Source organism: Paraburkholderia phymatum, assembly GCF_040965635.1.
GTDB classification, from domain to species: Bacteria; Pseudomonadota; Gammaproteobacteria; order Burkholderiales; family Burkholderiaceae; genus Paraburkholderia; species Paraburkholderia phymatum_B.
The window spans coordinates 281,586-293,726 of the sequence record NZ_JBFRCH010000005.1 but is presented as its reverse complement, the minus strand read 5'-3'; the positions used below and the strand labels follow the sequence as shown (position 1 = coordinate 293,726).

Here is a 12,141-nt window from a genome sequence, read left to right as displayed (position 1 = left end):
CGCCTGCCGCCGGATGCGGCCGCCAGTCATCGTCGCCAGGCTCAAGCAATAATTCGCGAAGCCAGAAAACAAAAGGCCCGCTTCTTTCGAAGCGGGCCTTTTGCATGAAACTGGCTGACGGAGAACCGTCTTAGTTATCGTTGCCGATCGTCGCGCTCACGCGCTGACGAAGCTCCTGCTGCTGCGGAACCGACGTCTCGATGCGACGCGCGCCCGTGAAGCGCTTTTCCCAGTATCCGCTATCCAGATCGTCGACGCGGATCGTGCTGCCCGTCGACGGCGAATGCACGAACTTGTTATCGCCGATGTAAATGCCGACGTGCGAGAACGTGCGGCGCATCGTGTTGAAGAACACGAGATCGCCCGGCTTCAGATCGGCGACGCGGACCTTCTCGCCGACGCGGCTCATCTCTTCGGCGCGACGCGGCAGCGCCATGCCCAGCGTATCCTGGAACACGTAGCGGACGAACCCGCTGCAATCGAGGCCCGAATCGGGCGTATCGCCGCCCCAACGGTAGCGCACGCCGATCATGTTCAGCGCGCCGACGACGACGTCGCCTGCCTTGCCGGCAACGCCCGACAGAAACGAGCGGGCGCCGCTCTCGGAATTCGAGGTGGCGCTTTGTGCAGCTTGCGTGGTGAAGGACAAGGAATTCGACGCGGAACCGGTCGAATATGAGGCATTCTGGTTAAAGCTGGTCACTTCATCGGCAAACGCGCCGGGAGCCGCGGCCATCAGTACGCCAATGAACATCCCGGCGACAACGCGCGTGCATGCCTGGGTTAGGTGTCGGTGCTGCATTGGTCTGGTGGTTGGTATCGGTTGATGCAGGTGTTTTTGCCTGAAAATCAATAGGCTAGGAAAAAGTTTGGTCGATACTAGCCATTAAGTATTCACATGTCAAAACAAATAGAAAAATACAATGACTCGTCGCACCCAATTGGGGAATGTCAGCTCGTATACGCCGCTTTCAAGAGCTTTCGCGTGTAAGGGTGCGCCGGTTCGGCAAAGATCCGCTCCACCTCGCCCGACTCGACGACCTCGCCGTTTTGCATCACCGCGACCCGATGCGCCATCGCCCCGATGACGGCCAGATCGTGGCTGATGAACACGAAACCCAGGTTGTATTTGCGTTGCAGACCGGCGAGCAGTTTCAACACCTGTTGCTGGATCGAGACGTCGAGCGCGCTGGTCGGCTCATCGAGAACCAGGATGCGCGGCTCGAGCACGAGCGCGCGCGCAATCGCTATGCGCTGGCGCTGTCCGCCCGAGAATTCGTGCGGATAACGGTGCAGCGCCGTGCGGTCGATGCCGACTTCGCGCAGCACGGCAATCACCTTGTCGCGCCGCGCGTCGACGCCGAGCCGCGGCCGATGCAACGCGAGCCCTTCGCCGACGATCCGCTCGATCGTCTGTCGCGGCGAAAGCGAACTAAAGGGATCTTGAAAGACGACCTGCATGTTCGAGCGCAGCGCCGTCCGGTCACGGCCCCGGTAGCTGCCGAGCGCCCGGCCCTGAAACTCGATCGCGCCGTGCGCAGTGCGTTGCAGGCCGAGCAGCGCCATTGCGAGTGTGGATTTTCCCGAGCCGGATTCGCCGACGATGCCGAGCGTCTCTCCCTGCCGCACCGACACCGTCGCGTCCGCGACAGCACGAAAGCGGCCCGAGCGGAACCAGCCCGCGAAGCCAGGCAGCTTCGTCTTGAAGTCGACGCAGACGTCGCGTGCATCGAGCAGCACGGGCGAAATCGGCAGCACGGGCACCGCCGTACGTTCCGGACGGCTTTGCAGCAGACGTTGCGTATACGGATGCTGCGGTGACGTGAAGAGCATCTCGACGGGCCCGCTTTCGACGAGCACACCCTTCTCCATCACCGCGACGCGCTGCGCGAAGTGCCGCACGAGGTTCAGATCGTGCGTGATCAGAAGCACGGCCATCCCGCGTTTTTCCGCTTCATCGCGCTGCAGTTCCAGCAGTAACTCGACGATCTGCGCGCGGATCGTCACGTCGAGTGCCGTCGTCGGTTCGTCGGCGAGCAGCAGGCGTGGACGGCACGCGAGCGCCATTGCGATCATCGCGCGCTGCCGCTGTCCGCCCGACAGCTGATGCGGATAACTGTTCACGCGCTTGCCCGGCTCGGTGATGCCCGTGCGTTCGAGCAGCGCGACGGCGCGCTTGCGCGCCTCGTTCGAGGGCACGCCGTCGTGCAGCACGATGGTTTCCGCGATCTGCTCACCGATCGTGTACAGCGGATTGAGCGCCGTCATCGGCTCCTGGAAGATCATCGCGATGTCCGAGCCGCGCAGACCGCGCATCTCGCGCTCGCTCTTCGCGAGCAGCTCTTCGCCGTTGAAGCGGATCGTCCCGCTCGTCTGCGCATCGTTCAACAGGCGTAGGATCGACAGTGCCGTCACGCTCTTGCCCGAGCCGGACTCGCCGACCAGCGCGACGCGCTCGCCGCGCCCGATCGCGAGCGACACGTCGTTCACCGCGATCGTGTCGCCGAACGTCACGCGCAGGTGATCGAGTTCGAGCAGCGGCCCTTCGTTGTTCATCGGCGTGGCGCTGACTGAGTCGCTCACTGATTGCCCCCTGCCTTCATCGCGTCCGAGATGCGCGTGTCGAGCGCGTTGCGCAGCGCGTCGCCCATGAACGTCAGCAGCAGCAGCGTCACGACGAGCACGCCGAACGTCGCTACCGAAATCCACCACGCGTCGAGATTCGCCTTGCCCTGCGCGAGCAGCTCACCGAGACTCGGCGTCGGCGGCGGCACGCCGAGGCCGAGAAAATCGAGGCTCGTCAGCGCGAGAATCGCGCCGCTCATGCGGAACGGCAGGAACGTGATGACGGGCGTCAGGCTGTTCGGCAGCACGTGCCGCCAGATGATCTGCCAGTTCGACAGCCCCATCGCGCGCGCGGCACGCACATAGTCCTGTTGCCGGTTGCGCAGGAATTCGGCGCGCACGTAATCGGACAGGCCGATCCAGCCGAACAGCGACAACAGCACGATCAGCAGGATGAAGCCCGGCTCGAAGATCGACGCGAAGATGATCAGCAGATAGAGCTCCGGCAGTGCGCTCCAGATTTCGATCAGGCGCTGCCCGATGATGTCCGTCTTGCCGCCGAAATAGCCCTGCACCGCGCCCGCCAGCACGCCGAGCACGGTGCCGATGAACGTCAGCACGAGCGCGAATTCGACCGACACGCGAAAGCCGTACACGAGCCGCGCGAACAGGTCGCGGCCGCGGTCGTCGGTGCCGAGCCAGTTGTCGCGCGAAGGCGGCGCCGGGTTCGGCACCTTCGAGAAGTAGTTCAGCGTGTCGTAGTAGTACGGGTTCGGCGGATAGATCGCGAAGTTACCCGGCAAATCGAAGCGATGCCTGATGTACGGATCGAGATAATCGGCGGGCGTCGGGAAGTCGCCGCCGAACGTCGTCTCCGCGTAGTCCTTCGCGAGCGGGAAATAGTAGTGGCCGCCATAGTGCACGACGAGCGGCTTGTCGTTCGACCAGAGCGGCGCGGCAAGGCTCGCCGCGAACGCGACGACGAACACGATCAGGCTCCAGTAGCCGAGGCGCTGCTGCTTGAAGCGCAACCACACGCGGCGCGCGGGCGTCGGCGATACGAACGCGCGCACTGGCTGCGCGCGCGACGACACTTCGGCATCGGTACGAACGCGGCTCAAATCAGCGCTCCAGTTGTTCGAATTGAATGCGTGGATCGACCCACACGTAACAGAGATCGGAGATGAGCTTCGTCGCGAGCCCGATCAGCGTGAACAGATACAGCGTGCCGAGCACCACGGGATAATCGCGCCGCACCACCGATTCATACGACAGCAATCCGAGGCCGTCGAGCGAGAACAGCGTTTCGATCAGCAGACTACCCGTGAAGAACGCGCCGATAAACGCCGCCGGAAAACCGACGATCAGCGGCAAGAGCGCGTTGCGGAACACGTGCTTCCACAACACGCGCCGCTCGGACAGTCCTTTTGCGCGCGCCGTCAGCACGTATTGCTTGCGGATCTCGTCGAGAAAAGCGTTCTTCGTGAGCATCGTGACGACGGCAAAGCTGCCGACGACCGACGCGACGATCGGCAACGCGATGTGCCACAGATAATCGAAGATCTTGCCGAAGAAGCTCAACTGGTCCCAGTTGTCGGACGTGAGATTGCGCAGCGGAAAGAGCTGCAAAAACGTGCCGCCGCCGAACAGCACGAGCAGCAGCACGCCGAGCACGAAGCCCGGAATCGCGTAGCCGATCAGCACGACGAGACTCGTCGCCATATCGAAGCGCGAGCCGTTGCGCACCGCTTTCGCGATGCCGAGCGGCACCGAGATCAGATACGTGAGGAAGAACGTCCATAGGCCGATGCTGATCGACACGGGCAGCTTCGACACGATCAGCGACCACACGCTCTGGTGGCGGAAATAGCTCTGCCCGAGATCGAAGTGCGAGAAACGCTTGAGCATCAGCCAGTAGCGCTCGAGCGGCGGCTTGTCGAAACCGTAGAGCGCCTTGAGTTGCGCGACCTGTTGCGCGTCGACGCCGCTATGCGCGCGCAGACCAAACGGCGCGCCGCCTTCGGCCGTACTGCGGCGCAGTTCGTGCACCGCCTGTTCGACGGGGCCGCCCGGCACGAACTGGATCACGACGAAGGTCAGCGTCAGCACGCCGATCAACGTCGGGATCATCAACAGCAGACGTTTGAGGATATAGCTCCACATGGCGGCGGTCCGTTAGGCGTCGATCGGAAGAGCGGCGCGTTGATCAAGAAGGCGTGGTGTGAACGTGCGCGGCGCGATCATTGCGGCTGCGCGAACCACCACATCGAAGTGATCCAGGCGTCCGCCGTATAGTACAGCGGCAATGTCTTCGGCCACGCAAGCCCGCGCTTGAACGCCACGCGATGCGTCGCACTGTACCAGTGCGGAACGATGTAGTAGCCGTTGATCAGCACACGATCGAGCGCATGCACGGCGTCGACCAGTTGCTCGCGCGTCTGCGCGGCGACGAGCGCGCGCAGGATCGCATCGACGGCAGGCGACTTCAGTCCGATCAGATTGCCCGAGCCCGGCTCACTGGCGGCCTTGCTGCCGAAGCGGTCGATCATGTCAGCGCCCGGCACCTGCACATCCGGAAAGCGGATCGTCGTCACATCGAAGTCGAACGCGTCGAGACGCTTCTGATAAACCGCGAAGTCCGTCACGCGAAAGCGCGCCTCGATGCCGAGCTTCTGCAGATTGCGCACATACGGCGCGATCACGGGCTCGAATGCCGCCGACGAACCCGAATCGTCGAGTATCTCGAACACGAACGGCTCGCCCTTCGCGTTGCGCAGCGCGCCGTCGCGATACGTCCAGCCCGCTTGCGCAAGCAGCGCGCGCGCTTCGAGCAGATTCGCGCGCAACGAGCCCGGCGGGTCCGTGTCGGGCTGCTTCGGCGGAACGCCGAACACGGACGGATACAACTGCGCTCGCCACGGATCGAGCAGCTTCAGCTCGCCCGGCGATGGCAATCCCTTCGCCTGCAAATCGGTGTTGACGAAGAAACTGTCGATCCGCTTGTACTGGTTGTAGAACAGTTGCCGGTCGAGCCATTGAAAATCGAGCGCGAGATCGAGCGCCTTGCGCACGCGCACGTCGGAGAAAATCGGCCGTCGCTGGTTGAGGATGAAGCCCTGCATCCCCGTGCCGTTGTGATGCGGAAATTCGCGCTTGATGAGCTCGCCGCTGTCGAACTTCTTGCCCACGTCGCGGCGCACCCAGTTGCGCGCGATGTTCTCGACGAGCGCATCGTACTCGCCCGCCTTGAACGCTTCGAGACGCGCGGTCGCATCCGAGTACAGCTTGTAGTTGATGCGCTCGAAGTTATAGGTGCCGACGCGCACGGGCAGGTTTTTGCCCCAGTAGTTCGGGTCGCGCTTGTACGTGATCGTGCGCCCGTTGTCGTAGCTCTCGATCAGATACGGACCGCTGCCGATCGGCTTCTCGAATGCGAGCTGATCGAACGGCGTGCGGCTGCCGTCGGCCTTCATGCCCCACTTGCGCGAGAACACGGGCATGCCGCCCGCGAGCAGCGGCAACTCGCGGTCGCGCTGCTTGAACTCGAAGCGCACCGTCACCGGATCGACGATCACGACGCGCGTGATGTCCGCGAAATACGCAGCGAATTGCGGCGCGGCCTGCGGGCTCTTCAACGTATCGAACGAGAACTTCACGTCCTCGGCGGTGACGGGATCGCCGTTCGAAAAGCGCGCGTGCGGGTTGATGTGAAAAGTCGTCGACAGTCCGTCGGGCGCGACGTTGATATCGTCGGCAAGCAGGCCGTAGGCAGAGGCAACTTCGTCGGCGCTGCCCGTCGTCAGGCTTTCGAACAGCAGCCCGATGCCGGGCGCCGCACTGCCGCGCAACGTGAACGGATTGAACTTGTCGAAGCTCGTCGAGCGGTCGGGATTCGCGAGCACCAGCGTGCCGCCGCGCGGCGCATCGGGATTGACGTAATCGAAGTGCTTGAAGTCGGGCGGATACTTCGGGTTGCCATATTGCGCGATCGCGTATGCGGCCCGAGCATGCTGCATGCCCAAAGGCGACACGGCGATCAGCGAACCCGCGCACATAGCCAATGCGGCGCGCGGCATCGTCCCGCAACAGGCACGCGACACGAGACGAATCAATGTGCGCCATATCGAGCGCGGCGCTTCAACCCGTCGCGTGCCTGTCGTCATGGGGGCCTTATTGGTAGGTGGGCAGTTGCAATGTGAGAGAATTCTACCCAAAATCCTGCGCGTTCCCGCACTCTGTCATCGCGGCGCGCTGACCTCATTAGGAGAATTCATGGGCTTCCTCGCTGGTAAACGAATCTTGCTGACGGGCCTCCTGTCGAACCGTTCGATTGCATACGGTATCGCGCAGGCCTGCAAGCGCGAAGGCGCAGAACTCGCGTTCACGTATGTCGGCGACCGCTTCAAGGACCGTATCACCGAGTTCGCGAACGAATTCGACAGCAATCTCGTGTTCCCGTGCGACGTCGCCGACGATGTGCAAATCGATGCGCTGTTCGCGTCGCTGAAAGAGCACTGGGACAGCCTCGACGGTCTCGTTCACTCGATCGGCTTTGCGCCGCGCGAAGCGATCGCGGGCGACTTCCTCGATGGCATGACGCGCGAGAACTTCCGCGTCGCGCACGACATCTCCGCGTACAGCTTCCCGGCTCTCGCGAAGGCCGCGCTGCCGATGCTGTCGAACGACGCGGCGCTGCTCACGCTGTCGTACCTCGGCGCGGAAAAGGCGATCCCGAACTACAACACGATGGGTCTCGCGAAGGCATCGCTCGAAGCTAGCGTGCGTTATCTGGCCGTGTCGCTGGGCGCGAAGGGCATTCGCGTCAACGGCATTTCGGCAGGCCCCATCAAGACCCTCGCGGCAAGCGGCATCAAGGGCTTCGGCAAGATTCTCGATTTCGTCGAAGGCAACGCGCCGCTCAAGCGCAACGTCACGATCGAACAGGTCGGCAATGCGGCGGCGTTTTTGATGTCCGATCTCGCTGCCGGCGTAACGGCTGAGATCATGCACGTCGACAGCGGCTTCAGCGCTGTGGTCGGCGGAATGGCTGCTGTCGGCGAGTAATGATGTTGTGAGGCGCGCGCGCATGCGATCTGCGTGTTTGCCTCCTTCTCGTTGCCTGCGCAACAGGATAAAAAACCGCCCCAATTTTGGGGCGGTTTTTTTATTGGCGCGAACAACTGGCCACTCGAATCAATGCCATCCGTTGTGACGGCCGTTGTCCCAATGACCGTGATCATGACGATAGCCATCGCCGTGATGCCGATACCATTCGTCACGACCCCAGTAACGGCGGCCATCCCAGTAACGGTCGCCGTGCCAGCCGATTACGACGACAGGCGCAGCCACGACGGGCGCCGGTTGATAGATGACGGGCGGCGGCGGGGGCGGAGGCGGCGCATAAACGGGCGCCGGCGCGACGTAGACGGGAGCGGGAATACCGATGTTGACACCGACGTTCAGTCCCCCAGCCACCGCCGCATTCGACGCGCCAATCGCCAGCACGCCAGCGATCAACGGGATAACACACATGGACTTCATGGTTTCACCTTTTTGCGGAGTTGTTTGTGTTTATCGACTGCTTGATGCGAATATAACAAAGCAACATTGAACGCGTATTTCAACTTTGTAATAACTGATGCATAACATCGCATAGGAGGACACGTCGTAATCTGCCGTTACATGCGACCGATTTTGGTGATATCGACGCCTGTTTTCGTTGTCGCATTCGCGCAAATCTCGCCGCTTGGGCGTTCGATTTGCAAAGCGCATAGGCGATTCGTTTGGTTATCCCAGGTAAAGAGCGATTGATAAATCCGGCGCATGCTGCCGGCACCTCTAGCGCTCGATGGAAAGACATTGTATCCGCACCGATGTTTACGGACATAGCGCGTACCGTGGCGAACAAGGTTGAGGCAGCCTATCACCGGACCGACCTGCTGGAACTGCGCCGCCCGATGATGGACGCGTGGGCGGCGCATGTTTTGACTAACTGAAGAACCGTCCTATTGGCAAGAGCTTGCACCGACCGCATTCGATGCGATGCGCGTTACAAAACCGCTTTGCAAATTAGTTCCCCGTCCCAGATCCTTCCGGCGGAGGTTCGGGACATCGCCCTCATAAATAACGCATTGCATCTTCATATTTATTTCGAATTCGCCGAAATTCATGGCGCTACGTATTTTTTATTTTTCAAATATCGTTTCACGCCCGCTGCCGTTTTGTATTGAAATTTGGATTCCTGCCCTTGCTCAACGCCATCGATCCCCGTCATGTGATCGTCGTCGCTAACCAACGAGTTTTCGACGATCGAGCCATCGAATTTTATATAGTAAGCATAAATTTGGTAGAGTTTCCCGTAGGTTTCCTCGCCTCGGTTATTTATTTGCCACGAAACAATCACAAGAACATTCACCTTGCCATCAATTCTATAGAAGAATAGAGATTCCACGAAAGGCTCGCCGCCTTCAATCGAATACCGAGCAAAGACAGACCGACTGCATCCAGCCTGATTCTGACGATAGAACGCCAAAATAACAGGATCGTCCCCGCTGCGCTTTTCGATAGCAATTCGAGAGTCGTCAGATAACCGAGATGCATCAAAAATATTGGCCCGCGGATTCGATTGAGGACATTGCATATTGAATTCGCCGCCAACTGCTTGCCCGATGTACCTCGAAAGAATAAAAAAATATGCAAAAAATCTGAGCGCACGCATCTCAAACCCTTTCTAAAGTCAATCCCAAAATCGGCGCCACATTATTGTATGCAATCTTTCGATAAGCATACCCATTCTCGCCACCATTGACAGCGTGAGTAACTGCACGCACGTCGCCTGTGTCAGCCACGGCATTTACTGCGCGCGTAACTGCCCAGTAAGCAAAGGCTGACTCCACGCCATACGCCAGATCACTTAAGGCTAGATCTGGGTCAGCGACAAAATCACGATGATCGTCTGGGAATCGTCGATTATGCTCATCCATTAAAACCTGATAATTATCCTTAAATGTCGTTTGAATCAACCCTCTCCCACGATATTTGTAACCACCCCCGTAGCTTCGTCACCCTTTCCATAACGCCCGGCATACACATAGCTGACTAAATTTTTTGGATTGTGCTCGTAATTACTAGTTTGAGTCCACAATTTATCGCGAAGTCGGCCAAAATTACAAACTATATCCCCCGCCGCCTCTGTGTACGCTCTCTGATGCGCTCCTCTCAGGGCAGCTTTGCAGCCAAACATTTGCTTCATCCTCTTTACCGAATAAGAAAGTTGCTCTTCGACATTTTTAAAGTTACTTTCCACTACAATCTGGGAGAGAAAATGAGCAATCCGTCGAGGCGTGTTTACCTGATAGCCACTCGCATATTTATTAAGGGCTGGGAGAATTTGCGTGTGGTAAAATTTATCGCCTCTCGGATCGACTGCCTCAAGCATTTCTAAAGTTATAAGTTCGGGCTTGCTTGAGAAATTCCCCACCAATCCGATTGGGTGAATATGCCAAACATCCGGGCTGGCGGGAAAGCCATTAATCGCGCTCACCTTGCTCCACCATTGCAGCTTCTCGATGCGCTCCATCTCGGCCTGCCAGATCGGCTTGCCGTCTTCACCCATGATTGACGATAGCGCTTCCCACTTGCTCATATCGCCGCCCCATTCGCTTTCGTAGCGAAAAATCAAGTGCGAGACCGCCCCCGCCAGCCAGCGCACGGTCAATGCCCTCTTCAGATCAGCCGGAACCACGTTCCCCTTGCCGCTACCTTGTCGCTTTGTCGCCTTCTCCAGCTTCGCGATAAACGGACTGGCATTTATCTTGGCAGCAACGGCGCTGAACTCCTGTTCCTCGCCGTCGAGTAACTGCTTCGTCTCAAACAGGCTGCGCCGGTACATGTCGAACAGCGGAACGCTGGTGGTATCCACCATATCGAACCCAGGCCACGCCCACGGGCTTTGCCAGAGCGTATCCGGGTGGCTCTTTTCACACACCCATCGCGTAATCGACCTCCCGTCATCGTCGCCCGCCGTAATTGACCACCATTGCACGCCTTGATCGTCAGTCGCCCTGTGAATCTCGCGCCCCTGGTCAAGCTGGGCGCGCAAAAACACCTGTTGGTATCCAACAGACGGAGCTTGGGCATTGGCGAGCTGCAGCGGAAAGTTAGTCCAGGTCGGGACCGTTGCGCCTGCAACCTTGCCCGCATACTTGGTGCGCTCAACCCAAAGCGGGTCACCTACGGGCGTCCCGCTGGCGGGATGGGCGTGCCCATGCCCGTGACCGTGGGCATGCGTGCCTGATTGCGCCGCAATCCGCGTAGGCTGAACCTTCGCCCATAGTCCCTTGCCCGGATCGCCCTGCTTGCCCGTTGCGAGAGCAAGAGTAAGCCCCGCCAGCCCGGTATTACTCTGCGGATCGGCTGGTTTGACAAGTTTTGCTCGCTGCTGGATCACTAGCAGTGGCTTTCCACCGGGCACCTTATCGCCCAGCTTGTTCGCGCGCTCCTGGCTCTTTCTGATGAAATCATTAATCTGGGCGCCCGTGAGGACTTCGACGTGCAGCAGCGGACGCATCGGCGTGGGACGGAAGTATGCTCGCCAGGGTGGAGTTCTGATACTCGCCAAGGTAGCCCACAACATCGCCAGCGCGAACCTTGAACGGCTTGGCGGGATCGAGCACAACAACCGTATCCAGCGGTTTGGGATCGATAGCTGCGTCGAATTCGTCAAGATTTACCCAGCCCGTGGCGGCGCTCGGGTCGGGCGTGCCGCCTCCGACGGTTGCGACCGGCGTACCCTTCGTGATGGTCGCGATCTGCGCCCAGCCTTTTGTGCTATTGCCGACAATGCTGAGTTCACCACCGCGCGGCAACAGGCCGATTACCGTGCCTGATGCGCGGTCGCAGATGCGAGCACCGGCCTGCGGCGTATCGGGAGTCTGGGAAGCGTCAGCCGGATCGTCTCGCGGGACGGGCACCTTGTTTTTTGCTTTCGCGCCGACCCGGAAAAGCCGGTTGCCTTGCCAGAAGGGCAGTGGATGGATTGGTGGCGCGGACCCGTTGCCGCTCTCCGTCTGCGCGTCCTGATAACCCTTCCAGTCAAGCCGGTGCATGTATAGGCTGTAGAACTCCAGCACGTCATCGGCAGGCGGCTGGTAAGCCTGCGGGCCGCCAGCGGGCGTTGCCGGCGCACCCGAAGCCGGGGCTTCCGCCGTTGATGTTCCGCCCGACGGCCCGGATGTCCCCGATGTGTTCGGCCTACGCGGCAGCACGCGCCTGTGGCGGATCAGCACGAAGCCCGTCGAGTACAGGGTATAGCGCGGCGGCGTGGTCGGATACGTCAGTTCGGGATACGTCGAATCGAGCCGGTAGGCCACCACCTCGCCATCGGCAATCGCCCTGACGCCATCGCGCTGCTTGAGTTTGCCGCCCGTGCCCGCGTCGAAGTGGATGCCGCCGTGATACATGCCATTCAGGCCGAGCGGATAGAACCCGCCATCCGAATTCGCCAAGGCACTGAGCCACGTTTGCGGATCGGCATCATTGCCGCTGATGGGAGCAAAAGGAAAGCTCCAGTTCAGG

11 protein-coding genes are annotated in these 12,141 nt (G+C 60.2%); 1 reads left to right on the top strand and 10 read right to left on the bottom strand.

Annotated features, from left to right (window positions below):
• Positions 1-130: 130 nt before the first annotated feature.
• The 5 genes from AB4Y32_RS13025 to AB4Y32_RS13005 form a co-directional block, all read right to left on the bottom strand.
• Positions 131-802, bottom strand: a complete 672-nt coding sequence (locus AB4Y32_RS13025; RefSeq protein WP_368721725.1) for a C40 family peptidase — start codon at positions 800-802, stop codon at positions 131-133.
• Positions 803-951: 149 nt separating this feature from the next.
• A complete protein-coding gene (locus AB4Y32_RS13020) occupies positions 952-2,556 on the bottom strand; it encodes an ABC transporter ATP-binding protein (RefSeq protein ID WP_368721838.1) in 1,605 nt (534 codons plus the stop codon).
• A gap of 23 nt (positions 2,557-2,579) precedes the next feature.
• On the bottom strand, positions 2,580-3,686 hold the full coding sequence (locus AB4Y32_RS13015; protein WP_368721724.1) for an ABC transporter permease: 1,107 nt from the start codon (positions 3,684-3,686) through the stop codon (positions 2,580-2,582).
• A gap of 1 nt (position 3,687) precedes the next feature.
• Positions 3,688-4,728 carry a microcin C ABC transporter permease YejB gene (locus AB4Y32_RS13010; protein ID WP_368721723.1) on the bottom strand — a complete coding sequence of 347 codons (1,041 nt, stop codon included), beginning with the start codon at positions 4,726-4,728 and terminating at the stop codon, positions 3,688-3,690.
• 77 nt (positions 4,729-4,805) lie between these two features.
• On the bottom strand, positions 4,806-6,728 hold the full coding sequence (locus tag AB4Y32_RS13005; protein ID WP_368721722.1) for an extracellular solute-binding protein: 1,923 nt from the start codon (positions 6,726-6,728) through the stop codon (positions 4,806-4,808).
• Between the two features lie 109 nt (positions 6,729-6,837).
• On the opposite strand from AB4Y32_RS13005, the gene fabI reads away from it, so the two are divergent.
• Complete coding sequence (fabI, locus tag AB4Y32_RS13000) at positions 6,838-7,629, top strand: enoyl-ACP reductase FabI (RefSeq protein WP_368721721.1); 792 nt, start codon at positions 6,838-6,840, stop codon at positions 7,627-7,629.
• A gap of 129 nt (positions 7,630-7,758) precedes the next feature.
• On the opposite strand, the gene AB4Y32_RS12995 is transcribed toward fabI, so the two are convergent.
• The 5 genes from AB4Y32_RS12995 to AB4Y32_RS12975 form a co-directional block, all read right to left on the bottom strand.
• Positions 7,759-8,106: a hypothetical protein gene (locus AB4Y32_RS12995; RefSeq protein WP_368721720.1), complete on the bottom strand. Its 348-nt coding sequence runs from the start codon at positions 8,104-8,106 to the stop codon at positions 7,759-7,761.
• 625 nt (positions 8,107-8,731) lie between these two features.
• Positions 8,732-9,283 carry a hypothetical protein gene (locus AB4Y32_RS12990; RefSeq protein ID WP_368721719.1) on the bottom strand — a complete coding sequence of 184 codons (552 nt, stop codon included), beginning with the start codon at positions 9,281-9,283 and terminating at the stop codon, positions 8,732-8,734.
• A 1-nt stretch (position 9,284) separates the two neighbouring features.
• Positions 9,285-9,587 carry a hypothetical protein gene (locus tag AB4Y32_RS12985; RefSeq protein WP_368721718.1) on the bottom strand — a complete coding sequence of 101 codons (303 nt, stop codon included), beginning with the start codon at positions 9,585-9,587 and terminating at the stop codon, positions 9,285-9,287.
• Complete coding sequence (locus AB4Y32_RS12980) at positions 9,584-11,134, bottom strand: hypothetical protein (protein ID WP_368721717.1); 1,551 nt, start codon at positions 11,132-11,134, stop codon at positions 9,584-9,586. The genes AB4Y32_RS12985 and AB4Y32_RS12980 overlap by 4 nt, the downstream gene beginning before the upstream one ends.
• On the bottom strand, positions 11,088-12,071 hold the full coding sequence (locus tag AB4Y32_RS12975) for a hypothetical protein (RefSeq protein WP_368721716.1): 984 nt from the start codon (positions 12,069-12,071) through the stop codon (positions 11,088-11,090). The genes AB4Y32_RS12980 and AB4Y32_RS12975 overlap by 47 nt, the downstream gene beginning before the upstream one ends.
• Between the last annotated feature and the right edge of the window lie 70 nt (positions 12,072-12,141).

What these genes read in the sequence shown, in the direction of transcription:
- AB4Y32_RS13025 (WP_368721725.1), bottom strand. Translation starts at nt 802, where the DNA reads ATGCAGCACCGACACCTAACCCAGGCATGCACGCGCGTTGTCGCCGGG.
- AB4Y32_RS13020 (WP_368721838.1), bottom strand. Translation starts at nt 2,556, where the DNA reads ATGAACAACGAAGGGCCGCTGCTCGAACTCGATCACCTGCGCGTGACG.
- AB4Y32_RS13010 (WP_368721723.1), bottom strand. Translation starts at nt 4,728, where the DNA reads ATGTGGAGCTATATCCTCAAACGTCTGCTGTTGATGATCCCGACGTTG.
- AB4Y32_RS13005 (WP_368721722.1), bottom strand. Translation starts at nt 6,728, where the DNA reads ATGACGACAGGCACGCGACGGGTTGAAGCGCCGCGCTCGATATGGCGC.
- fabI (WP_368721721.1), top strand. Translation starts at nt 6,838, where the DNA reads ATGGGCTTCCTCGCTGGTAAACGAATCTTGCTGACGGGCCTCCTGTCG.
- AB4Y32_RS12995 (WP_368721720.1), bottom strand. Translation starts at nt 8,106, where the DNA reads ATGAAGTCCATGTGTGTTATCCCGTTGATCGCTGGCGTGCTGGCGATT.
- AB4Y32_RS12990 (WP_368721719.1), bottom strand. Translation starts at nt 9,283, where the DNA reads ATGCGTGCGCTCAGATTTTTTGCATATTTTTTTATTCTTTCGAGGTAC.
- AB4Y32_RS12980 (WP_368721717.1), bottom strand. Translation starts at nt 11,134, where the DNA reads ATGCGTCCGCTGCTGCACGTCGAAGTCCTCACGGGCGCCCAGATTAAT.